The 22,630-nt window shown below is 72.3% G+C and carries 23 protein-coding genes; 15 read left to right on the top strand and 8 right to left on the bottom strand.

What is annotated here, in order from left to right; all coding sequences use genetic code 11:
• Positions 1 to 5 precede the first annotated feature (5 nt).
• Together AAG827_RS14930 and AAG827_RS14925 are read left to right on the top strand one after the other, a co-directional pair.
• Positions 6 to 1,361 carry a DUF222 domain-containing protein gene (locus tag AAG827_RS14930; RefSeq protein ID WP_341926893.1) on the top strand — a complete coding sequence of 452 codons (1,356 nt, stop codon included), beginning with the start codon at positions 6 to 8 and terminating at the stop codon, positions 1,359 to 1,361.
• Between the two features lie 19 nt (positions 1,362 to 1,380).
• Positions 1,381 to 1,983 (top strand): GDSL-type esterase/lipase family protein, encoded by a 603-nt coding sequence (locus AAG827_RS14925; protein WP_341926892.1) that lies wholly within the window; start codon positions 1,381 to 1,383, stop codon positions 1,981 to 1,983.
• Here the strand turns inward: AAG827_RS14925 and AAG827_RS14920 are convergent.
• The 3 genes from AAG827_RS14920 to AAG827_RS14910 all read right to left on the bottom strand — a co-directional run bounded on the left by AAG827_RS14920 (position 1,900) and on the right by AAG827_RS14910 (position 3,923).
• Complete coding sequence (locus AAG827_RS14920) at positions 1,900 to 2,385, bottom strand: hypothetical protein (RefSeq protein WP_341926890.1); 486 nt, start codon at positions 2,383 to 2,385, stop codon at positions 1,900 to 1,902. The two genes, AAG827_RS14925 and AAG827_RS14920, sit on opposite strands and share 84 nt — an antisense overlap.
• 83 nt (positions 2,386 to 2,468) lie before the next feature.
• Complete coding sequence (locus AAG827_RS14915) at positions 2,469 to 2,930, bottom strand: VTT domain-containing protein (protein WP_341926889.1); 462 nt, start codon at positions 2,928 to 2,930, stop codon at positions 2,469 to 2,471.
• Positions 2,931 to 2,942: 12 nt separating this feature from the next.
• Positions 2,943 to 3,923: an RDD family protein gene (locus AAG827_RS14910; RefSeq protein WP_341926887.1), complete on the bottom strand. Its 981-nt coding sequence runs from the start codon at positions 3,921 to 3,923 to the stop codon at positions 2,943 to 2,945.
• A 32-nt stretch (positions 3,924 to 3,955) separates the two neighbouring features.
• Here AAG827_RS14910 and AAG827_RS14905 point away from each other — a divergent pair, with 32 nt between their 5' ends.
• From AAG827_RS14905 to AAG827_RS14895, 3 genes are read left to right on the top strand one after another with little or no spacing between them, the layout of a single operon-like run.
• Entirely contained in the window at positions 3,956 to 5,113 is a 1,158-nt protein-coding gene (locus tag AAG827_RS14905) for a zinc-binding dehydrogenase (protein WP_341926885.1), read from the top strand.
• 16 nt (positions 5,114 to 5,129) lie between these two features.
• The gene (locus tag AAG827_RS14900; protein ID WP_341926883.1) at positions 5,130 to 5,795 is read left to right on the top strand and encodes a LysE family translocator; all 666 of its coding nucleotides are present in this window, start codon (positions 5,130 to 5,132) and stop codon (positions 5,793 to 5,795) included.
• 24 nt (positions 5,796 to 5,819) lie between these two features.
• The gene (locus AAG827_RS14895; RefSeq protein WP_341926882.1) at positions 5,820 to 6,809 is read left to right on the top strand and encodes an aldo/keto reductase; all 990 of its coding nucleotides are present in this window, start codon (positions 5,820 to 5,822) and stop codon (positions 6,807 to 6,809) included.
• Between the two features lie 36 nt (positions 6,810 to 6,845).
• Here AAG827_RS14895 and AAG827_RS14890 read toward each other — a convergent pair whose 3' ends face one another.
• On the bottom strand, positions 6,846 to 7,226 hold the full coding sequence (locus AAG827_RS14890) for a response regulator (RefSeq protein ID WP_341926881.1): 381 nt from the start codon (positions 7,224 to 7,226) through the stop codon (positions 6,846 to 6,848).
• 98 nt (positions 7,227 to 7,324) lie between these two features.
• Positions 7,325 to 8,881 (bottom strand): adenylate/guanylate cyclase domain-containing protein, encoded by a 1,557-nt coding sequence (locus AAG827_RS14885; protein WP_341926880.1) that lies wholly within the window; start codon positions 8,879 to 8,881, stop codon positions 7,325 to 7,327.
• 111 nt (positions 8,882 to 8,992) lie between these two features.
• On the opposite strand from AAG827_RS14885, the gene AAG827_RS14880 reads away from it, so the two are divergent.
• Genes AAG827_RS14880 through AAG827_RS14870 form a run of 3 tightly spaced genes read left to right on the top strand, consistent with a single transcriptional unit; the run spans position 8,993 to position 12,796 of the window.
• Complete coding sequence (locus AAG827_RS14880; protein WP_341926879.1) at positions 8,993 to 11,065, top strand: acyltransferase family protein; 2,073 nt, start codon at positions 8,993 to 8,995, stop codon at positions 11,063 to 11,065.
• Positions 11,066 to 11,075: 10 nt separating this feature from the next.
• Positions 11,076 to 11,816, top strand: a complete 741-nt coding sequence (locus tag AAG827_RS14875) for a lytic murein transglycosylase (protein WP_341926878.1) — start codon at positions 11,076 to 11,078, stop codon at positions 11,814 to 11,816.
• 17 nt (positions 11,817 to 11,833) lie between these two features.
• Positions 11,834 to 12,796 (top strand): SGNH hydrolase domain-containing protein, encoded by a 963-nt coding sequence (locus AAG827_RS14870; RefSeq protein WP_341926877.1) that lies wholly within the window; start codon positions 11,834 to 11,836, stop codon positions 12,794 to 12,796.
• Between the two features lie 30 nt (positions 12,797 to 12,826).
• Here AAG827_RS14870 and AAG827_RS14865 read toward each other — a convergent pair whose 3' ends face one another.
• Together AAG827_RS14865 and AAG827_RS14860 are read right to left on the bottom strand one after the other, a co-directional pair.
• Positions 12,827 to 13,723 carry a sulfite exporter TauE/SafE family protein gene (locus tag AAG827_RS14865; protein WP_341926875.1) on the bottom strand — a complete coding sequence of 299 codons (897 nt, stop codon included), beginning with the start codon at positions 13,721 to 13,723 and terminating at the stop codon, positions 12,827 to 12,829.
• 161 nt (positions 13,724 to 13,884) lie between these two features.
• A complete protein-coding gene (locus AAG827_RS14860) occupies positions 13,885 to 15,054 on the bottom strand; it encodes a GAF domain-containing protein (RefSeq protein ID WP_341926874.1) in 1,170 nt (389 codons plus the stop codon).
• A 208-nt stretch (positions 15,055 to 15,262) separates the two neighbouring features.
• Here AAG827_RS14860 and AAG827_RS14855 point away from each other — a divergent pair, with 208 nt between their 5' ends.
• Positions 15,263 to 16,243: a TerC family protein gene (locus tag AAG827_RS14855; protein ID WP_341926873.1), complete on the top strand. Its 981-nt coding sequence runs from the start codon at positions 15,263 to 15,265 to the stop codon at positions 16,241 to 16,243.
• A gap of 66 nt (positions 16,244 to 16,309) precedes the next feature.
• Positions 16,310 to 18,136: an NAD(P)/FAD-dependent oxidoreductase gene (locus AAG827_RS14850; RefSeq protein ID WP_341926871.1), complete on the top strand. Its 1,827-nt coding sequence runs from the start codon at positions 16,310 to 16,312 to the stop codon at positions 18,134 to 18,136.
• An 88-nt stretch (positions 18,137 to 18,224) separates the two neighbouring features.
• On the opposite strand, the gene AAG827_RS14845 is transcribed toward AAG827_RS14850, so the two are convergent.
• Positions 18,225 to 19,073 (bottom strand): hypothetical protein, encoded by an 849-nt coding sequence (locus tag AAG827_RS14845; RefSeq protein WP_341926870.1) that lies wholly within the window; start codon positions 19,071 to 19,073, stop codon positions 18,225 to 18,227.
• A gap of 124 nt (positions 19,074 to 19,197) precedes the next feature.
• Between AAG827_RS14845 and AAG827_RS14840 the strand changes: the two genes are divergently transcribed.
• The 5 genes from AAG827_RS14840 to AAG827_RS14820 all read left to right on the top strand — a co-directional run.
• A complete protein-coding gene (locus tag AAG827_RS14840; protein ID WP_341926869.1) occupies positions 19,198 to 19,710 on the top strand; it encodes a nuclear transport factor 2 family protein in 513 nt (170 codons plus the stop codon).
• 39 nt (positions 19,711 to 19,749) lie between these two features.
• Positions 19,750 to 20,241 (top strand): PGPGW domain-containing protein, encoded by a 492-nt coding sequence (locus AAG827_RS14835; RefSeq protein WP_341926868.1) that lies wholly within the window; start codon positions 19,750 to 19,752, stop codon positions 20,239 to 20,241.
• Positions 20,242 to 20,270: 29 nt separating this feature from the next.
• The gene (locus AAG827_RS14830; protein WP_341926867.1) at positions 20,271 to 21,614 is read left to right on the top strand and encodes an MFS transporter; all 1,344 of its coding nucleotides are present in this window, start codon (positions 20,271 to 20,273) and stop codon (positions 21,612 to 21,614) included.
• Positions 21,611 to 22,222, top strand: coding sequence for a hypothetical protein (locus tag AAG827_RS14825; RefSeq protein ID WP_341926866.1), 612 nt, complete (start codon positions 21,611 to 21,613; stop codon positions 22,220 to 22,222). Before AAG827_RS14830 ends, AAG827_RS14825 begins: the two co-directional genes overlap by 4 nt.
• 70 nt (positions 22,223 to 22,292) lie before the next feature.
• Positions 22,293 to 22,630: exodeoxyribonuclease V subunit gamma (locus AAG827_RS14820; RefSeq protein ID WP_341926865.1), on the top strand; the 338-nt coding region annotated here is incomplete at its 3' end.

Genomic DNA, 22,630 nt, shown 5'->3' with positions numbered 1-22,630 from the left:
AACGTATGTTCGGCATCTCGGCACTGACTGGATCGGTGGGTTGCGCGGCGGCACCCACCGATCTCACAGGGCTGCCGGTCGAGCCCGACCTCACCACCGACGACCGCGGTCTGGTGGACCAGCTCGAGGCTCTGGAGCGTCGGACGAGTGCGGCGGCAGCAGCGAAGGCCCGTCTGACGGCCGAGCTCCACGCCCGCCGGGTCGCCCGCGACGCTGAGCGGAGGGTCCCGACGGCGCGCCGCGGACGCGGGGTGGCCCACGAGGTCGCGCTCGCCCGCCGAGAGTCGCCCCACCACGGCCGCGAGCACCTCGCGCTCGCGCTGGCCCTGGTCCACGACCTCCCCGAGACCCTGGCCGCGCTGGAGCGAGGTGACATCGACGAGCGCCGCGCGATGATCATCGCCCGTGAGTCCGCCGATCTCCCCCGCGAGGATCGGCAGGCCCTCGACGCGGGCCTCGCCGGCTCGACGCCGTCGCTCGGCGAGCGCGAGCTCACCGTCGCCGCACGCCGCCTGGCCTGCGAGCTCGACGGCTCCGGGGCCGAGCAGCGGTCCCGTCGCGCCCGCTCCCGCCGACGGGTCACCATGCGCGCCCTTCCTGATGCGATGGCCCGGATCAGCGCCGAGGTCCCGGCCGAGGACGCCGTGCTCGTCTGGGACTCCCTGCGCGAGCACGCCGACCTGCGCCGCGCGATCGGTGACGATCGCGGCCGCGACCAGGTCCTCGCTGACGAGCTCGTGCAGCGGCTGGTCCGTCCCGTCACGTCCACGGCGCGCAACGTCGAGGTCCAGCTCGTCATGGACGCGGCCGCTTTGCTCGGCGCCGACGACACCTCCCCGCCCCACCTGGTCGGCCACGGGCCGATCCCGCACGGCGTCGCCACCGAGCTCCTCGCCGACGAGGACGCCCACGTGCTGATCCGGCGCCTCTTCGCCCACCCCGACGACGGCACCCTGGTCGCGATGGACTCGAAGGGCGTCGTGTTCACCTCACGGCTGCGCCGACTGCTCTTCGCGCGCGATGGCGAGACCTGCCGCACGCCGTGGTGCGACGCCCCGGTGCGTCACGGCGACCACGTCACTCCGCGAGCCCGTGGCGGCGCCACGACCCTCGACGGCGGTCAGGGACTCTGCGAGGCCTGCAACTACGCCAAGGAGTCACCCGGCTGGCGCCACCGCACCCGTTCGGCGTGGCCGGCGCGACATCACGTGGAGATCACCACCCCCACCGGGCACATCCACGACTCCCACGCCCCACCCCTGCCGGTCCGAGCGAGCCCGGCGTGCACGTGTCGCACCACGACCATGACCGTCGAGATCTACCGACCCCTGCGCCAGGTCGACGTCCAGCTCACCGCCTGAGCCTTCCTAGGGTGGGGGCATGCGCACCGTGCTGCTCGGGGACAGCCACCTGGCCCGTGTCCGCCGCCGGCTCGACGTGATCGGAGACGACGTCCTCAACGCCGCGGTCGGTGGCGCCTCGGTGCGGGCGCTCGGGGCGCAGGCTGTCACCGCCGGACTCCGCAGCGACGACACTGTCGTGGTCTCGGTCGGCACCAACGACGCGGCGCCGTGGAAGCAGGTGCCCCTGGCGGACTTCAGCACCCTCCTCAGCGAGTGGGTGCGCTCGATCGACGTCGACGGCTGGGTCTACGTGACGCCGCCCGGCGTCGACGAGCGCCGGCTCACCGGACCGGGCGATCGCACCAACCAGGTGATCGACACCTACCGCGCCGCGGCGATCGAGGTCTTCAGGTCGGCGGGTGCCCGCGTGGTCCACGCCGACCGGCTGCTGACGCCGCTCGGGCCGGCTGCCTTCGTCGACGACGGGCTGCACCTCACGGGCAGGGCCTACGACCTGGTGCTCCCGGCTATCGCGGCGGCCGTCGGCACAGCACCGTCAGCTCCGGGCGGCGGTCAGGCAGATGTCGTCGAGGATCTGGAAGCGGCCGGCGACCTCGGGCAACCAGACGGCGACGTCTGAGAGCCGGGCTGTCTCGATCAGCCGCTCCAGCTCGACAAGCCCCTCGTCGATGAAGCCCAGCGTCGACACCGCGCCGCGCTCGAGCCCACTGGCCTCGTCGCTGTCGTCGAGGGAGGAGACCACCTCGGGACTGCGCTCGTGCCAGGCGGTGATCGCCGCCCGCGTCCGGTCGAGGTCGTTGAAGTAGCCACCGGCCCGGGCCGCATCGGCCGCGCGCGCCCGACCGACCGCCTCATCGGTCTCCGAGACGACGCCGCGCAGTGCGTCGCGGTGGTGCAGCCAGGTGTCGCAGGCGCCGTCCACCCGGCGTACGTCGGCGTCGCTGACCCACCACCACGACGTCACGATCAGCACGAGTCCCGCGCCTGCCGTCGCCAGCCGTCGTGGCCCACCCTTCGTCACGCCGACAACGCTCTCATGCGGGGTCGCTCTGAGCCGGAGGCCGGCCCACAGGTCTGTGAGCGCCTGGGCGCGATGGAGCGAGGTCAGGCCGCGTCCCTGGAGGAGACGTCGAGCCCCCTCCGGGTCCGGAGCCCCAGGGCGACCAGGGCGGCGACCGCGAGCGCGGTGAGGGCGGCGCGCCACGGAGTTCCGCTCCAGAACGCGTCGAGCACCGCCAACCCGACGCTGACGTAGACGGCTGCCCAGACCAGGGCGCCGAGCGCGAGCGCGGGCAGGTAGCGGCGCAGCGGCATCCGGACGCTCCCGGCCGCGGCGTTGACGGCCGTCTGCACGCCCACGGTGAGGAAGCAGAGCGTGACCGCCGGAGGGCCGTAGCGCGCGATCGCCCGCTCCGCGCGGACCACGGCGGGCCGCTCCAGGAACGAGGTGTGCCGACCGCCCACGCTGCGCGCGCCCCGGGCGAGGGCATAGGTCACACCCGCGCGCCCGAAGGCGACGACGGTGAGGAAGACGAAGAGTGCGGCGACGGGCCAGTCCTCGGGCACCCCTCCAGGCTCTCAGCGGGGAGGTGGCTCCACCAGGGACCGAGGTCCCGACCCGTCGACCATCGAGGCCGACACCGCGGGCGGCAGCTCGACGCGTCGGGGCGTCCAGTCGTGGACGACCGACGAGCCGGCGACGAGGTCGTGCAGCGCACGGCGGTCAGGATGCACGACGGCGAGCAGGTAGCCCAGGCCCAGGAGGATCGCACTCACCGGCAGCATCATCGTGCGCACCAGCGACCCCCAGGCACCCAGCGGCGCGCCGTCACGTCGTACGACGCGGAGGCCGACGAGCGTCATCCCGGGCGTCCGACCGGCCACCTCGAGGCTGAGGAACACGTAGGCGAAACCGCCGAGCGCGGCCAGCGCCAGCCACCACGGCTGGGTCGACAGGTCGACGGTGATCGCAGCGTCGAAGAGCGTGCGGGAGAGGAAGTCCAGCCCGGCCAGTGCCAGCGTGCCGGAGGTGGCGAGCAGCCAGACGTCGGCGGCGGCCGCGGCCAGGCGGGTCACGGGCCCGGCGTAGCGACCGGTCACGTCCAACCGACCGTCGCGGCTCACCACGGGCTCGGCGGTGCCGAGCGAGGAGGGCGACTGGCCCCAGGCCGAGCGCCGCCGACGCAGGAGCGAGTCCACGACCCGGGCGACGAGGACGTCGACGACCACCAGCTGGCGACGGGCGGTGTCGAGCGCGGTGCCGGCGAAGCGCCCGGTGCTCTCGGCGACGATGTCGGGGACCCCGGAGCGGCGCACCAGGGCGTCGACGTCGGCGCGCTCGAGGAGCCGGTCGATGTCGACCCGGTCGAGCAGCCGGTCCACGTCGACGCGCTCGAGGAGCCGGTCGACGTCCACCCGGTCGAGCAGGGCGTTGACGTCGATCTGGTCCAGCACGATGTCGGGGTCGATCGCGCCGACGACCCGGCCGGTGACCGCGCCGCTGAACCGGCCGACGAGGCCGGCGAGATCCGCGCTGCGGGACGGATCGGGATCGGTCACCTCGACATCATCGCACCGGTAGCCTCACGCAGGTGAAGGCTGTGACCTGCCAGGACGGCGTCCTCGACGTCGCCGACGTGCCCGACCCGGTGCCTGCTCGCGGGCAGGTGCTGCTGGACATCCTGGCCTGCGGCATCTGTGGCTCCGACCTCCACGCGCGGCACCACTGCGACGAGATGGCGCAGGACGCGGCCGAGTCCGGCTACGACGCGTTCATGCGCTCCGACGAGTCCGTCGTCATGGGCCACGAGTTCTGCGGCGAGGTCGTCGACCACGGCCCGCGGACCCGCCAGCGCTTCACGCCCGGCACCCCGGTCGTCGCCATGCCCCTGCTGCGCAACGCCGGCGGCGTCCACACGACCGGCCTCTCGACGCTGGCTCCCGGCGCCTACGCCGAGCAGGTCGTCGTCCAGGACGCCCTGACCTTCGCCGTCCCCAACGGCCTCGACCCCCACGCCGCCGCGCTGACGGAGCCGATGGCCGTCGCCCTCCACGCCGTACGACGGGGGCAGGTGGGCCGGCGTCAGGTCGCCTTCGTCATCGGCTGCGGCCCGATCGGCCTCGCCGTCATCGCCATGCTCAAGGCCACCGGGGTGCGCACCGTGGTCGCCAGCGACTTCTCCGCCGGCCGACGCGCGCTGGCCACGGCCGTGGGCGCCGATGTCGTCGTGGACCCGGCCGTCGAGTCGCCGTACACCTCCTTCGAGGACCGCTTCATCACCGCCGCCGGCCTCTTCGAGCTGGCCGTCGGCACCATGGAGAAGCTGCGTGCGGTGCCGCTGCTGCCCTGGTCGAAGGTCATGCACGCCGCCGAGGCGGCCGGTGCCAACCCGTCGGGTCCCGTCGTCTTCGAGTGCGTCGGGGTGCCCGGCATCATCAACCAGATCATCACCGACGCGCCGATCTACTCCCGCGTCGTCGTGGTGGGGGTCTGCATGGGCGCCGACCAGCTGCGCCCGGCGATCGCCATCAACAAGGAGGTCGACCTGCGCTTCGTGCTGGGCTACACGCCCCGTGAGTTCCACGACGCGCTGCAGCTGCTCGGCGAGGGCACCGTCGACCCGACCCCCCTGATGACCGGCACCGTCGGCCTCGACGGCGTCGACGCCGCCTTCACCGCCCTCGGCGACCCGGAGAAGCACGCCAAGATCCTGGTCGTCCCGCGCAGCACCGCCACCTCGGTCGTCTGAGATGGGGTCGTCTGAGATGGGCCTCCCTTCGCCGACCGGGAGCGCCTGGCTTGCCTTCCTCGTCGCGAGCATCCTCTTCATCCAGGTCCCGGGCCCGAGCCTGCTCTTCACGATCGGCCGCGCGCTGACCGTCGGGCGCCGCGACGCGCTCCTCTCGGTGGTCGGCAACGCGCTCGGCATCCTGGCCCAGATCGTCCTGATCGCCCTCGGCCTCGGCGCGGTCGTGGCCGCCAGCGCGACGGCCTACACGGTCCTCAAGCTCGCCGGTGCGGCGTACGTCGTGTGGCTGGGCGTGCAGTCGATCCGGCACCGCGGCGACGCGCGAGCGGCGCTCGTCGGGCTCGAGAGCGGGGCGATCTCCCCCCACGCGGTCCGGACGAGGGCGAGCCGCTCGCTGCGGATCGGCGCCGTCGTCGGGGTGACCAACCCCAAGACCCTGGTGTTCTTCGTGGCGTTCCTGCCGCACTTCGTCGACGAGTCGGCCGGCAGCACCGGCGTCCAGGTCGTCCTCCTGGGCGTGGTCTTCTGCCTCCTCGCGGTGGCCTCCGACAGCGTGTGGGCGCTGGCCGCGAGCAGGGCACGCGACTGGTTCGCCCGACGCCCCGAGCGCCTCGACACCCTCGGCGCGGCCGGCGGCACCATGATGGTCGGCCTCGGCGTGACCATGGCGGTGGTTGAGTAGGACCCGTCTCCTAGGGTCGGTCCCATGGAGCAACGGACACTGGTGACATCCCCGGTCTCGGTCGTGGGACTCGGGACCTGGCAGCTCGGCGCCGACTGGGGCGAGGTCTCGGAGAGCGACGCCCGCGACGTGCTGGAGGCCTCGGCCGAGGCGGGCGTGACGTTCTACGACACTGCCGACGTCTACGGCGACGGCCGCAGCGAGAAGGTCGTCGGCCGCTTCCTGGCCGCCCATCCCGACGCCGGCCTCACCGTCGCGACCAAGATGGGACGCCGCGCCGAGCAGCTGCCGGAGAACTACGTGGCCGCCAACTTCCGCCGGTGGATCGACCGCTCGCGCACCAACCTCGGCGTCGACACGGTCGACCTCGTGCAGCTGCACTGCCCGCCGTCGGCCACGATCGACGACGACCGCACCTACGACGCCCTCGACGCCCTGGTCGAGGACGGCTCGATCGCGGCCTACGGCGTCAGCGTCGAGACCGCAGCGCAGGCGCTCAGCGCCATCGCCCGGCCCCACGTCGCGTCGGTCCAGATCATCCTCAACGCCTTCCGCCTCAAGCCCCTCGACGAGGTGCTGCCGGCCGCGCAGGCCGCCGGCGTCGGCATCATCGCCCGCGTCCCGCTCGCCTCGGGCCTGCTCTCGGGCCGCTACGACCGCGAGACGACGTTCGCCCCCGACGACCACCGCACCTACAACCGCGACGGCAGCGCCTTCGACGTCGGCGAGACCTTCTCGGGGGTCGACTTCGAGACCGGGGTCCAGGCGGCGCAGGACTTCAGTCGTCTCGTGGCCGCCGAGGCACCCGAGGGCGTCACGCCCGCCCAGGCTGCGATCGCCTGGGTCTGGCAGCAGCCCGGCGTCACGACCGTCATCCCCGGCGCCCGCAACACCGAGCAGGCGCGGGCCAACGCCGCCGCCGGTGCCGTGGCGACGCTCGGCGAGGACTTCCTCGCCGGGGTGCAGGACCTCTACGACGCGCGGATCCGCCCGGCGGTGCACGATCGCTGGTGAGCCGGACCAGCCCGGGCCGGACCAGATCGGGCCGGACTAGCTCCGGCCGGCGGCCTCGGCGAGCAGCTTGTCGACGAGGACGACGAGCCCCTTGAGGCTGAAGGGCTTCGTGACGTAGTCGTCGGCCCCGGCCAGCAGGCCGCGCTCACGGTCGTTGGGGTGGGCCAGCGCGGTGAGCAGGACGATCGGCATGTCCGCGCGTCGGGTGCCGGCGCGCACCTCGCGGATGACGTCGAGCCCGGACTTGTCGGGCATCGACACGTCGAGGACGGCGACGTCGAAGTCCCGCTCCGCGTGCTTGGCGAGGGCCTGAGCGCCGTTGGAGACCGCGACGACGTCGTGGCCGGACTTGGTCAGGTGCAGCTCGAGCAGGAAGCAGATGTCGGGGTCGTCGTCAGCGACCAGCACGGACGCCATCGGTTCCCCCTAGCCCCGAGCCACCCCTCGGCGGCTCTCCTCGCAGCCCAGCATGTCACCAGGGGCTCCTGCGCGGAGGCCGAATCGGTGAGGAGCCGTCAGACAGGCACGGCGAGGTCCGTCGGTCCCGCGCGGCCGCGCAGGACCGTGCTCCCCTCGCGCCGCCACCGCCGTGCCTCGTCCTCGCCGGCGGACTCGACGCTCTCCCAGGAGACCAGCAGCCGCCCCTCGACGTCCTTGGCCAGGTCGGTGAGCCGGGACGCGGAGTTCACCGCGTCGCCGATGACCGTGTACTCGAAGCGCTCGTGGTGCCCGACGTTGCCGGCCACGACCTCGCCGGTCGCGACGCCGACGCCGGCGCCGATCTCCGGCACCTCGACCGCGAGCCGCTCGGCCATGGCCCGTGCTGCGGCGAGCGCGGCACCGGCGTGATCGGGCAGCTCGACGGGAGCGCCGAAGATGGCGAGCACGGCGTCGCCGATGAACTTGTTGACCAGCCCGTGGTGCCGGTCGACCTCGTCGACGACCACGCCGAAGAAGCGGTTGAGCACCGCGACCACCTCGGCGGGCGAGTGCTCGCTGGCATAGGTCGTCGAGCCCACGAGGTCGACGAAGACCACCGAGACCACGCGCGTCTCGCCACCGAGCTCGACCAGGCCCGAGGAAGCGGCCTCCGCCACCTCCCGACCGACGTGACGACCGAAGACGTCGCGGATGTGCTCGCGCTCCCGCAGGCCCTGGACCATCTGGTTGAAGCCACTCTGGAGCATCCCGAGCTCGGTGCCGTCGTAGACCACGACCTCGCGGTCGAAGCGGCCCTGCTCGACGTCGAGGAGCGCGTCGCGCACGGACACGATCGGCGCGACGACCGATCGGGCGTTGAGGATGGTGATCAGCAGGCCGAAGCTCAGCACCACCGCGCACAGCACCAGCGTGATGACCGCCAGGCGCTCCAGGGAGGTCTGGTCGTCGACGAGCGCGAGGACGGCCGCGATCGCCAGCCCCGTCACCGGGGTCGCGGTGCCCAGCACCCAGAAGATCACCATCCGGGCGCCCACGCCGGCCCCGCGGGGGCGGCTGCTGACCCGTTCGTCGGCCAGTGCGCGCGCCGAGATCGGGCGCAGGGCGAACTCCGAGAGCAGGTAGGCCACCCCCGACACGATCAGTCCGGCGATGCCGACGGTCAGGCCGGTCGCCGTCGCGCGGCCCGGCTGGATGAGCACGGCGAGCAGGGTGAACAGCACCGTCGCCCCCAGCCACAGCAGCGCCTGCATCTGGGTGAGTCGCAGCGGCACCCGCAGGGCCGTACGACGGTCCCCGTCGTCGGGCGAGCGGCCCGCGGTCGCCCAGCGCAGGGCCCGCAGCGTGGTCGCCGTACCGACCGAGGCGCCGACGACCACGGCGACCGCGACGTAGACCGGCACAGCGATGGCCAGGGCCACGACCGTGGCGGCGCTCGGCCGGGGCGCGGGCACCATGAAGGAGGAGATGAGGAAGACCAGCCCGGCGCCGATCAGGTTGGTCGTGACGAGCAGCAGCGTGAGCAGGACCTGGACCCGGATCCGCAGCGCGCGGGCGGACTGGTCCACCGCGCCGAGCAGGCGCGAGCCGAAGGGGTTGCGCCGCCGCCCCGGGAGATCGTCGCGCTGCGGCATGCTCGGACCTTAAGGCCGGCGCCCTCGCCATGTGACCGCATCCCGGCTTTCGCGCCCGCGGCTAGGCGCGACATCGCATACTTTCCGGGTGAGCGCCATGGGGAGCAACAGGTGAGTCAGGCGACGGCTGAAGCCGTCGACGCCCCCAAGCGCACCCGGCTCAACTACCGCCCCGACATCGACGGGATCCGCGGCGCCGCGGCGATCGGCGTCATGGGCTACCACGCCAACGTGCCCGGCTTCGAGGGGACGTTCATCGGGCTCGACCTGTTCTTCGTGCTGTCGGGCTTCGTCATCACCAACCTGCTGCTCAACGAGTACGACCGCAGCGGCACCATCAAGTGGGGCGCTTTCTACGCCCGTCGCGCGCGGCGGCTGATCCCCGCCAAGATCACGATGCTCGTCGGTGTGCTGATCCTGAGCTACTTCCTGCTCACCCCGGTCGGTGCGCAGCAGGAGACCGCCCGGTCGGTGGCCGCCGCGGCCGGCTTCGTCTCCAACATCTTCTTCTGGCAGATCTCCGGCGAGGTGGAGTACTTCGCCCACCAGCCCGGCACCGGGGTGCTGCTGCACACCTGGTCGCTCTCGGTGGAGGAGCAGTTCTACCTGATCCTGCCGATCCTGCTGATCCTGGCGGTGGCGATCTCCCGCCTGCTGCGCTTCGACGTACGCCGGATCCTGCTGGTCGCCTGCCTCGGCCTCACCGCCGGCTCGGTCTACCTCGCCGTCGCGTGGGCGGAGAGCAGCCCTGAGGCCGCCTACTACCTCCCGATGTCGCGGGCCTACGAGTTCCTGCTCGGGGTCGCGCTCTCGCTAGTCGTGGCCAAGGTGACCCTGCCGCGCTGGATCCGCGAGATCCTCGGCATCGTCGGGCTCGCGATCGTCGTCTACGCCGTGATCTTCCCGCTCTCCACCGTCGGCTACCCCAACACCACGGCGCTCGTGCCCTGCGCCGCGGCGATCGCCCTGGTCTGGGCCGGCTGCGGCTCGGACACCCTGGCGACGAAGGTGCTGAAGTTCCCCCTGTTCGTGGGCCTCGGCCTGGTCTCCTACGGCTGGTACCTCTGGCACTGGCCGCTGCTGGTCATCGGCGAGTCGGTCAACCTGGCCCCACCGCCGCTGGCCATCCGCATCGGGCTGGTGCTGCTGGCGCTGGGCATCGCCCTGCTCAGCTACCGCTACATCGAGGGCGTGTTCTACGCCCGCGGTGGCGGCGCGGCGCCGTCGGTCAGCTTCAAGCCGCGCAACGCCATCCTCGTCGGGGTCACGGCCATGGCGACGGTCGCGGCCCTGGGCGGCGGGGCGCTCGCCGTGGCACGCGACCAGTCCACCTCGGACAAGTGGACCCAGGTGCAGGCCCAGCTCGACGACTACCCACTGATGCCGCCGGTGTGCGTCAAGCGCGAGGACCTCATCCCGCAGCGGCCCGGGGCCTGCAACCTCACGGCCTTCGACGCGGACCTCCCCACGATCGTGCTCTGGGGCGATTCCCACGCCTGGATGATGATCCCGGCCGCACGGGCCGCGATCGCCAACCGCGACGTCAACCTGGTGGCCTTCGTCATGGGCTCGTGCCCGCCGATGGACCCGGACAGGTCGGCCACCGACCGCAAGCGGCCGCTCGACTGCGTGGTCAACAACGAGCTGGCCCTCGACTACGTCGGCGACCTGGTCGAGCGCGGCCGCACGGTGCGCGTGGTCCTCGGCGCCAGCTGGGAGATCTACCGCGGCGTGGAGTCGGCCTCGCTGATGACGCGGCGGGCCACCGAGCTGGGCCAGCCGCGCTACCTCGACACCATCCAGCCCTACTTCGAGAAGGGCACCCCGAAGGTCTTCCAGACGCTCGGGCGTCTCGGGGTGCCCGTCGACGTCATCGCCCCGACCGCGGAGCTGCCCCGCAGCGCGCCGCTGTGCCTCTCGGGTCCCCGGCCCTACTCCTGCGACTCGATCGCCGCCGAGATCAGCCGCAGCGAGGCGTCGACGCGCGTCTGGCTCGCCGGGCAGATGGGGCGCCTGGCGGGGAAGCCCCGCCTGATCGACGTCAACAAGACGATCTGCGACGACGTCTACTGCCGCGCCGAGATCGACGACACCATCGCCTACTTCGACGACGACCACCTGAGCGCGACCATGGCCCGGTCCCTCAAGGGCTATTTCAAGCCCACCGTCGACAGCGTGTTGTGATCGCCTCCTGATGCACCGTCCCTTCCGCAGTGCCGCGTTGTTCCTGGTCGCCCTGGTGGCGGTGTCGGGGGCGGTCTTCGTGCTCCAGCAGATGCTCTACCCGCGCGACCAGGTCCTCGACCTGACCCCGACCGCGGCTCCGCCGACCGCGCCACCGCCGGCGACGGCCGCTGCGGCACCCGCCAGCAGCGCCTCGGTCGTGGATCCCGCGTGGGTCGGCGACACCGCGGCACGCACGGGCATCCCGGGTCCGGCACTGCTGGCCTATGCCCGTGCCACCCTGCGGGCGCCCGAGTCGTGCGGCCTGGGCTGGACCACGCTGGCCGGCATCGGGTGGATCGAGTCGCAGCACGGCACGATCGGTGGTCGGACCCTGCGCGAGGACGGCACCTCCTCGGCCCGGGTCCTGGGCCCCGCGCTCGACGGGGTCGGACCCGTCGCAGCGATCCGCGCGACACCGGAGTCGACGGCCTGGCACGGCGACCCGCAGTGGGACCACGCCGTGGGGCCGATGCAGTTCATCCCCAGCACCTGGGAGATGTGGTCCTCCGACGGGGACGGTGACGGTGCGGCCGACCCCAACGACATCGACGACGCCGCCTGGGCGGCGGCCCGCTACCTGTGCACCGGCGACCAGGACCTCACCACCGGCTCCGGTTGGGCGAGCAGCATCTACTCCTACAACCACGCGCAGGTCTACGTGGACTCGGTCCACACCGCGGCGACGACCTATGCGGAACGGATCGGCTAGATGCTCGTTGATGAGGCATGACCCGCCTGATCCGTGCACTGCTCGTCCTCGCTGTCGCCCTCGTCGGGCTCACGGTGACCGGGCCCTCCAGTGCCAGCGCCTCCCCCGAGAGGGCCAAGAACCCCCGCACCGACTACCCCTCGATGCCCAGCAAGTGCGTGGCCCGCAAGGACCTCATCCCGCAGACCCCCACGCGGTGCGAGATGAACGACTACGACGGCTCCCGGCCGACGCTGGTGCTCTGGGGTGACTCCCACGCCTGGGAGATGATCCCCGCGATCCGGGCGGCGCTCGGCGACCGTGACATCAACTTCGTCGCCTACGTCCTCGGCGGCTGCGCGCCGCTGGACGCCAACATCGACACCCGCGCCAAGCGCGCCAAGGCCTCCGACTGCGACCTCAACAACGACATGGCGCTGCGCTTCGTGCAGGAGCAGCAGCAGGTCGCGCCGGTCAAGGTGATCCTCGGCGGTGCCTGGCACTACTACCTCGAGGAGATCCGCAAGGGCTCCAAGCCCGACGACAGCTATCGCGCGCGCATCGCCAACGACGTCAAGACCGACACCCCCCGCCTCTTCCGCACCCTGGGCGAGGCCCGCGTCGACGTCGACGTCGTGGGTCAGACGCTGACCGTGCCGGAGAAGGCCACCTGCCAGCAGGGTCGCAACCCCTTCGTCTGCTCCCTCCCGCGCAGCCGCGCCGTGCCGAAGGCCGCGGCCAACAAGAAGTACCTCCGCAACGTGATGAAGCCGCTCGCCGGCTCCCCGCGCTACATCGAGGTCAACGACGCGCTGTGCTCGAAGAAGACCTGCCGCGGCAAGATCGACGGGATCTTCACCTTCTACGACGACTTCCACATCAGCGCCACCCGCTCCGGCACCCTGGGCCGGTTCTTCGCGCCCAGCGTCCGCGACATCACCCCGGCGGCGACGCCGGTGGACGGCGGCGACGGCGGCTGCGTGCTGCTGATCTTCTGCTGATCGGCGGTCGACGGTCGTCGGCGGTCGGGCTCAGGCCTCGGCGTACGACGCCTCGAGCTCGGTGACCTCGCGGGAGCGGCGCTCCTGACGCACGGCCCACACGATGCCGGTGATCCACAGCACGGCCAGCGCGCCGACGACACCGCCGACGGTCCAGCCCGTGGCGCCGAGGGTCTCGGCGATGGTCTTGGAGTTGGTGACGACGATCAGGCCGCCGGCCGCGACGCCGAGCACCCGTGCAGCGAGCTTCTTGACCAGCCAGGCGGCGATCGGCGCGGCCACGACCCCACCGCAGAGGAGCGCGAGCGCGTAGCCCCAGGGGATCTCCGACGAGCTGAGCGCGAAGAGGAAGCCGAGCGAGCCACCCACAGCGACGACGAACTCGGAGGTGTCGATCGAGCCGATGACCTTGCGCGGCTCGAGACGGCCCGAGGAGAGCAGGGTGGTCGTGCCCACGGGACCCCAGCCACCGCCACCGATGGCGTCGAGCGCGCCGCCGACGAGGCCCATCGGGGCCAGCATGCGCGCCGACGGCCGGCTCTTGAAGGTGGGGCGACGACCGCCCAGGACCAGGAAGCGCCAGATCACGTAGACACCGAGCGTCAGCAGGATGCCGGCCACCCACGGCTTGGCGGCGTCGCCGTCGAGGCTGGCGAGGAACGTCGCGCCGGCGAAGGCGCCGACGAAGCCGGGGATCGCGAGGATCGACACGGTGCGCCAGTCGACGTTGCCGAGCTTGTGGTGGGAGAAGCCGGAGACCAGCGAGGTGCCGATCTCGGAGAAGTGCACCGCGGCGGAGGCGGCGGCGGGGGCGAGCCCGGCGGCCAGCAGCAGTGTCGACGACGTGACGCCGTAGGCCATGCCCAGCGACCCGTCGATGAGCTGGGCCAGGAAGCCGACGACGCCGAGGACGAGGAGCTTGCGCATGTGGTGCACCTTTCGGCTGTTCGGACCCTGCACCGGGCCCGACTAAGTCGAGTGAAGGAAAATGATGTAGTGAATTACTAGAGATTATGCACCGAAGAGACTCGCTCGTCCAACATCCCATCGTCGACCGAGCGGCGAGCGTCAGCCAGCGCCCGTCGACATCACGCGACCGGCGGGCGCAGGACCATGAGCCGCACCCCGTCGGCCAGGCGGTAGGGATGGGTCGACACCAGCGCGCCGACCACCCGGCGCAGCCGCGAGATCTCGGCGCGCACGGTCACCACGTGCGCGGCGTCGCCGAAGACCGCGACGCTGAGCTGCTCGGCGGTCAGGCCGACGCGACCGGCGTCGCCGAGGCGGGACAACAGGTCGGCGTGGCGGGGGGTGAGTGCCGTGCGCCACGGCTCGTGGTCCGAGCGCACCTCGAGCACCGGGTTGCCCGGGGAGCCGGTGAGGTCGAGCCGGGCGGTGATCGTGTGGTCGAGCTCGGTGGGTCGCACGAGCCAGCCGTCCCCGATCCGCTCGGGGAGGCACAGGCCCAGCCCGGGGATGGCCAGGGCGCGGTGCGCGACCGGCACCTCGATCCGGTCGCGCCGGGCGATCCCGCTGTGGTGGGCCACCCAGCCGTGCTCGTCCACGACGAGGAAGGGCCCGGACAGGTGCTCCGAGGAGCGGCGCAACCGCTCCAGGCGCACCTCGTGATGGCGCCACAGCTGCGACTCGGCCAGGCGCACGGCGCTCTCGACGAGCGCGCCGATCGCCGGGTGCAGCGTGAGGGCGGGTCCGCTGACGTCGACGACCCCGAGCAGCTCTCCGGTGCGGGGGTCGTGGAGCGGGGCTGCCGTGCAGTACCAGGGGTGCTGCTTCTGCTCGTAGTGCTCGGCGGAGAACAGCTGGACCGGAGCCGCCTCGGCGAGCGCGGTGCCGATCGCGTTGGTCCCGACGACCCGCTCGGTCCACGTCGCTCCCTCGGAGAATCCGAGGTCGTCGGCGCGCACCCGGACCCGGGCGGCGCCCTCGCGCCACAGGATCACCCCGTCCGCGTCGCACACCACCATGAGGAACTGCGACGCGTCGGCGACGCTGGTCAGCACCCGCCTCAGCTCGTCGACGACCGGGGCGAGCGGCGAGGCGCGGCGGCGGCGCACCAGCTCGGCGTGGGGCAACGGGTCACGTGCGTTGTCCCCGTCGGGGTCCAGGCCCAGCTCCATCGCCCGGGACCAGGAGCGGGCCACCAGTGGGCGGGGGCGTGAGAGCGGCCGACTGCCGCCCAGCACGGCGTCGTGGACGCGCTGGAGCTCGCGCGCGCGTCGCGACAGGTCAGCGGTCAACGGTCCCTCCTGTGAGCGCCCTCACTGTCCCACGGCGCAGGTTGGCGCGCTGTTGGTGACATGTCCTATAGTCAAGCCCGAGGGGAGTACCCCGCTCAGCACCACTCGGTCAGTACGACGCCCCGGCGGGCGTCCCGGGTGGTCGCCGTCGCAGTCGGACGGTGGGAGAGACCTCAGACGATCCATCTATTGTCTGAGGAGATTTTCCATGCTGGAGACCATCGGCACGCCCACCTTGTGGGCGGTCACCATCGGCGCGGTCATCGCGCTGCTCGTCCTGGACTTCATCGCCACGCGCAAGCCCCACGAGGTCTCGATGCGTGAGGCGGTCGCCTGGTCGGCCTTCTACGTCGCGCTGCCCCTCGCCTTCGGTGGCTACATCTGGTCGCAGTACGGCAGCGAGCGCGGCGTCGAGTACTACACCGGTTACCTGGTCGAGAAGACGCTCAGCGTCGACAACCTCTTCGTCTTCATGCTGCTCCTGGCGGCCTTCGCCGTCCCGGCGGCGCTCCAGCAGCGGGTGCTGCTCTACGGCATCGTCGGCGCACTCGTGCTTCGCGGCATCTTCATCGCCCTCGGCGCCGCGGCGCTGAGCGCGTTCGACTGGGTCTTCCTGGTCTTCGGCCTGATCCTGCTGGCGACCGGTGTGAAGCTCCTGCGTGACGCGATCCGCGGTCAGGAGCACGACGTCGACATCTCCGAGATGCGCGTCGTCAAGCTCGCGCGCAAGCTGATGCCCGTCACCGAGGAGTACGACGGCACCCGCATGACCGTCATCCAGAACGGCAAGCGCGCCCTCACCCCGCTGGCGCTCGTCGTCGCCGCCGTCTTCGCCACCGACCTCGTCTTCGCGATCGACTCGGTGCCGGCCGTCTACGGCATCACCGGCGACCCCTACCTGGTCTTCGCGACCAACGCCTTCGCCCTGCTCGGCCTGCGGGCGCTCTACTTCGTGCTCGCGGGGGCGCTGGCCAAGCTGGTGCACCTCAGCTACGGCCTCGCCGCGATCCTCGGCTTCATCGGCGTCAAGCTGGCCCTGCACTGGGGTCACATGACCTGGTCGTGGGTCCCCGAGATCCCGACGCTCCTCTCGTTGGGCGTGATCGTCGGCATCCTCGCGATCACCGTCACGACCTCGCTGGTCGCGGCCAAGCGCACCGAGGCTCAGCGGGAGCGCGTCGACGCCTGAGCGAGCGGCGCTGCAACACGCTGCAACGCTTCCGCAGCGGTGGGTCGGGGGTGTGTCCTGGGTCACATGACCCAGACCCTCGACCCACCGACCACGGCCTCCCCGCAGGCGCGCACCGACGCCTGGCTCGCGTCCTTCGAGGAGGCGCTGCGCGCCTGCGACGTACGACGTGCGGCCGGCCACTTCGCCACCGAGAGCTGGTGGCGCGACCTGGTGTCCTTCACCTGGAACATCACGACCGTCGAGGGCCCGGCCGGCGTGGCCGACCTGCTCGGGGAGACCCTCGAGCGGGTCGACCCGTCCGGCTTCGCCACCGAGGAGCCGCCGGACGAGGCCGACGGGGTGATCACGGCGTGGTTCACCTTCGAGACCGGTGTCGGGCGTGGTCGCGGCCTCGTGCGCCTGGTCGAGGAGGAGGGGGAGACGAAGGCGTGGACCTTCCTCACGACCCTGTTCGAGCTCACGGGGCACGAGGAGCCGCGGGGCACCCATCGTCCGATGGGCGCCCAGCACGGCGCCGACAAGCACCGCACCACGTGGCTGGAGAAGCAGCAGGAGGAGGCCGCGTCGCTCGGCTCGACGACCCAGCCGGAGGTGCTGGTCATCGGCGGCGGCCAGGGCGGCATCGCCCTCGGTGCCCGGCTGCGCCAGCTCGGCGTGCCGAGCCTGGTGATCGACAAGCACGCCCGGCCCGGGGACCAGTGGCGCAGCCGCTACAAGTCGCTGTGCCTGCACGACCCGGTCTGGTACGACCACCTGCCCTACCTGAAGTTCCCGGACAACTGGCCGGTCTTCGCGCCCAAGGACAAGGTGGGCGACTGGCTGGAGTTCTACACCCGGGTGATGGAGGTGCCCTACTGGTCGAGCACGGTCGCCACCTCGGCGTCGTGGTCCGAGGAGACGCAGGAGTGGACCGTCGAGGTCGAGCGCGAGGGCCAGGCGCTGACGCTGCGGCCGAAGCAGCTCGTGCTCGCCACCGGCATGTCGGGCAAGCCGTTGACCCCCGTGCTGCCGGGCCAGGACGTCTTCCGTGGCGACCAGCACCACTCCTCGGCCCACCCGGGCCCGGACGCCTACGCCGGCAAGAGGTGCGTGGTCGTCGGCAGCAACAACTCCGCCTTCGACATCTGTGGCGCGCTGTGGGAGAACGACGCCGACGTCACGATGGTCCAGCGCAGCTCGACCCACATCGTCAAGAGCGACAGCCTGATGGACCTCGGGCTCGGTGACCTCTACTCCGAGCGGGCGCTGGCGGCCGGGGTCACGACGGAGAAGGCCGACCTGATCTTCGCCTCGCTGCCCTACCGGATCCTGCACACCTTCCAGATCCCCGCCTACGAGGCGATGGCCGAGCGGGACAAGGACTTCTACGAGCGGCTCGAGGCCTCCGGCTTCCAGCACGACTGGGGCGACGACGGGTCGGGCCTGTTCATGAAGTACCTCCGGCGGGGCTCGGGCTACTACATCGACGTCGGTGCCGCCGAGCTGGTGGCCGACGGCGAGGTCAAGCTCGCGCACGGCCAGGTCGACCACCTGACCGAGGACGCGGTGGTGCTCGCCGACGGCACCGAGCTGCCGGCCGACCTCGTGGTCTACGCCACCGGCTACGGCTCGATGAACGGCTGGGCCGCCGACCTGATCAGCCAGGAGGTCGCCGACCGGGTGGGCAAGGTGTGGGGCCTCGGGTCCGACACCACCAAGGACCCCGGCCCGTGGGAGGGCGAGCAGCGCAACATGTGGAAGCCCACCCAGCAGGAGGCGCTGTGGTTCCACGGCGGCAACCTGCACCAGTCGCGCCACTACTCGCTCTACCTCGCGCTCCAGCTCAAGGCCCGCAGCGTCGGGATCGACACCCCGGTCTACGGCCGCCAGGAGGTCCACCACCTCAGCTGAGAAGTCCGACGACACCGCAGGAACGACACCGCGCCGCCACCCAGCAGGGTGACGGCGCGGTGTGCGTTGCGGTGGAGCTAGGGCCTGCTCAGCCGACGAGGTCGCAGACGACCGGGATGTCGACGGTGGCGCAGAGCGTCCCGAGCGGGACCTGGCTGGTCAGCGGGGACAGCAGGAGCAGGATCGTGTCGAGACCGGGCACGGACTCGACGCCCGGGAAGCCCGGGATGCCCGGCAGGCCGCCGGGGATCGGCAGGGTGTCGAGGCCGACGTTGCCCGCGGCGAGGTCGCAGATGCCCTGGGGCAGACCGGCGTCGCAGAGAGCCTGGATCGGGCTATCGGCACCCGGCAGCGGCAGGTTGGTGGCCGCATCGCAGATCGCCTGGGGCAGACCGGCGTCGCAGAGGGACTGGATCGGGCTGGAGGCGCCGACGACGCCACCGGGCAGCGCCAGGCCGTCGAGCGCGTCGCAGACCTCCTGGGGCAGACCGGCGTCGCAGACGGGCTGGAGCGGTCCGGCCGTGCCGCCGCCGCCACCGGCCTGCTGGCAGGCACGCAGCTGCTGGGCAGCCACGGCGACCAGGTTGCGGGCCTTCTTGAGGTTCTTGGACTTGAGGGCCTTGTTGGCCTTGGCGCGCTTGACGCCCTTCTTGGCGTCCTTGATCAGCGCCTTCTGGCCGGACTTCTTGGCCTTCTGGAGGCGCTTGTTGGCCTGCTTGACGACCTTGGTGGCCTTCGCGAGCTGGGCCCTCTTGATCTTGGCGTTGCGCTGGGTCTGGGCCACGCGGGCCTGCTGCTGGCCGCACTCGTTGGCCCGCTCGGTGCTCTGTCCGGCCGCGGCGCGCACGGGCGCTGCGGTGGCACTCGTGCCGGTGAATCCGGCCACCAGCGCGATGGCGACGAACGTCGCGAGCGCCAGCTTCCACATCTTGGTCATGTCCGGGTTTCCCTCCCTCGGTGCTCGGATGGAGAGTTCCGAGCGCACGAAACGTAACCCCGCACAGTTGCCCGGCGGGGTGTTTCTCGTGACATCGGTCACCCAGGGTGGGACCTTAGGCCTCGTGACAGACGGCTTGTTCAGTGCTGGGGAGATCACCGAGGCCTACGCCGCGATGCACGCGCGGGTCCAGGAGCACGCCCGCACCGGCGACTGGGACGACTTCGCCCTCAACTTCACCGAGGACGCCGAGTACGTCGAGCACGCCTTCGGCACCTTCCGCGGTCGCGACGCGATCCGGGAGTGGTCGGTGGCCACGATGACGTCCTTCCCCGGCGGGGCGATGACGTCGTTCCCCCTGGCCTGGCAGGTTGTCGACGAGGCCACCGCGCGACTGGTCTGCGAGGTGCGCAACCTGATGCCGGACCCCGGCGACGGCTCGCTGCACGAGGCGTCCAACCTCACGATCATGACCTACGCCGGTGACGGCCTCTTCAGCCGCGAGGAGGATGTCTACAACCCGCTGAGGTTCATGCGGATGACGCTGCGCTGGGCCAAGGTCGCCGAGGCGCACGGTCGCCTCGGCGACGAGGGACGTGCCTACGTGGCGGCGTACGGCGGGACCGGTGGCTCCTGACCGGCGGGCGGGCTTGCCCCCGTCTGCCAGAGTCATGGCATGAAGAGTGCCGCGAAGAGGGTCGCGCTCGAAGGGGTCGGCTGGGTGCTGGTCGTGGCCGGCATCGCGGCCCTGATCCTGCCCGGGCCCGGCCTGCTCATGGTCTTCGGTGGCCTCGCCATCTTGTCGCAGCAGTACGAGTGGGCCGAGCGTCGCCTCGCGCCCATCAAGTTCCGCGCGCTCAAGGGTGCCGCCGAGAGCGTCGAGACGATCCCACGGGTCGTGGCGTCGGTGACCGGCGCGCTGCTGCTCTTCGTCGCCGGTGCCGTGTGGATCTGGGGCCCGCCGGTGCCCGGCTGCTGGCCCCTCAGTGACGGCTGGTGGCTGCCCGGTGGCGTCGCGACGGCGGTCACCCAGATCGCGTCGGGGTTCATCGCCCTCGCGCTGGTCGTCTACAGCTATCGCCGCTTCCACGGCCACCCCGACGCCGTCGCGGAGCTCGAGGAGGAGCGCGAGAAGGCCGACGCCGACGCGCACTGGGGCGACGACTGAGCGGGTAGCCGCTCGGGCAGGATGACCGCGTGCGTCGTGTCGTCGGTCCTCTGCTCGCCATCACCGTGGCGCTGGTGCTCGCCGACTCAGCGGTGGTCACCCTGGCGCTCCCCGACATCCTCCAGCACCTCGACGCGTCGGTCACACAGGTCGCCTGGGTGCTCATCTCCTTCAACCTGGTGCTCGGGCTCGCGGCGGTCCCGACGGCCGTGTGGTCGGCCCGGACCCAGCCGAGGGTCCTGGCCGCGATCGGGATCGCGGTCTTCGCCGGCGCCTCCGCGTGGTGCGCGGTCGCGGACTCGATCGAGGTCCTGATCGCGGCGCGCTGCCTCCAGGCCGTCGGGGGAGCCCTGGCCCTGGTGGGGTGCCTGGAGCTGATGGTCGCCGGGCAGGGCGAGCGCCGCGGCGTCGCGACCTGGGTGACGGCCGGGGTGGTCGGCACGGCGGCCGGGCCGGTCGCGGGGGGCCTGCTCACCGAGGCGATCTCGTGGCAGGCCATCTTCGTGGTGCAGGTGCCCTTCGCCGCGCTGGCCGTCCCGGCGGCGCTCGCGGTGCGTGCCCAGGTCGAGCTGGCGCCCGACCGTCACCGGCCGGCGGTGCGCCCCAACGTGACCCTCGCCCTGCTGTCCGCCGCGTTGACGGCGGCGCTGTTCCTGCTGGTCCTGCTCCTGGTGGAGGGCTGGGGCCGCTCCCCGGCGGCGGCGGCTGTGACCGTGTCCGTCGTGCCGCTCGCGGCGCTGGCGGCCGCCCCGCTCGCCCGGGTGCTGCGCCCGTCGGCCACGGCCGAGGTCGCGGCGGGCTGCTTCCTCGTCGCGGGCGGTCTCGCCGGTCTCGCGCTCCTCCCGTCGGCCCACCTCGCCTGGACGGTCGCTCCTCAGGCGCTCGTGGGACTGGGGCTCGGGCTGACCGTCGACCGGCTCACCGCCCAGGCCCTGGAGCTGCGCCTGCCCCGGGCCCACCACGCGGGGTGGACCATCGGGTCGCGTCACCTCGGGGTGGTGGTGGGCCTGGTGATCCTGACCCCGGTCTTCACCGCCGACCTCCGCGCCGCCGAGGTGCCGGCCCAGGAGGCCATCACCGCCCTGGTGATCGACGCGCCGCTGGCGGCGGAGGACAGGATCGCCCTCGCCCGTGCGCTCGGCGACGAGCTGGACGACCAGCAGGGACAGGTCCCCGACCTGCACCGGGCCTTCACGACCCTCGACCTCGACTCCGCGGACCGTGCCGTCGCTGTCGAGCTCGAGCGCGACCTCGACGCTCAGCTGGAGCGCGCCGCCACCCGGGCCTTCCGCGACTCCTTCCTGATCGGCGCCGCGCTGGCGCTCGCCGCGCTGCTCGCCGTCGTCGCGCCGCGCCGGAGGCGGGTCGCATGAGCGACGTCGTACGCCGCGCGGGCCTGCCCGCCGCCGCCCTGGTGCTCGTCGGTGGCGTCCTCGCGGTGCAGCTCGCCCACGGCGGTGGGTCCTTCGAGCCGCTGCGGCCGACCGACCCCTGCGTGGAGCGGACGGTCACCTCCCGGTCCAGCGGCATCGAGGGACTCACCGAGCGCCTCGTCCTGCTCGGCGTCGACGCCGCCGCCTGCCGGCTCCAGGTGAGTCGCGAGGCCCTGGTCCTCGAGCTCGGTCGGTCCGGGGATCCCACCGAGGCCCAGGTCGACGCCGTGCGGCAGGGCCTGGAGACCGCCGTGGCCCGGATGGAGGACGACGGGACGCTGCCACCGGCCTCGGAGCTCCTGGACGAGGCGCTCGACGAGGCGGGCCTCAACGGGCTGCTGGAGGCCGCGATCCGGGCGATCCCGGACCGGGTGGTCGACGCCGCCCTCAAGACCGACGACGTCCTGCTGCGCGCGATCGCGGACCTCGACCTGCGCGCCCTGCTGGCCGACCTCGAGGACCAGGCCGAGCTCGAGCGCCGGGTCGAGGACGCGGTCACGCAGGCCGTGAAGGACTCCCTCGCCGCCCGGGTGCGCGACCTCCTCTGAGCGCCCTCCTTGCCGGCGTCGGTGCCGCCCTCGGTGCCGGCGTCGGCGCCGCCGTCTAAGGTCGGCCGCGATGAGCCTGCACCTCCACCGCGCCTCGCGCACCGACCAGCTCGCCGACGCGCTCGGCGACCTGCTCGCGAGCCCCCTGGAGGACCCCTTCGCCCAGGAGCTCGTGGTGGTGCCGGCCAAGGGCGTCGAGCGGTGGCTGACCCAGCGGCTCTCGCACCGGCTCGGGGTCGGTGGGCGCGGGGCCGACGGGGTCTGCGCGGGGGTGCGTTTCCTCAACCCGCGGTCGCTGGTCTCCCTGCTCCTCGATCGCGGGCGCGAGGACGTCTGGGACGCCGACCGCCTGGTCTGGCCGCTGCTCGCGACGATCGACGCGAGCCTCGACGAGCCGTGGGCGGCCAC

Source organism: Nocardioides psychrotolerans (assembly GCF_943371775.1).
Taxonomy (GTDB): Bacteria; Actinomycetota; Actinomycetes; order Propionibacteriales; family Nocardioidaceae; genus Nocardioides; species Nocardioides psychrotolerans_A.
The sequence above is the reverse complement of the archived record's forward strand: the minus strand, read 5'-3'. Positions and strand labels throughout refer to the sequence as shown.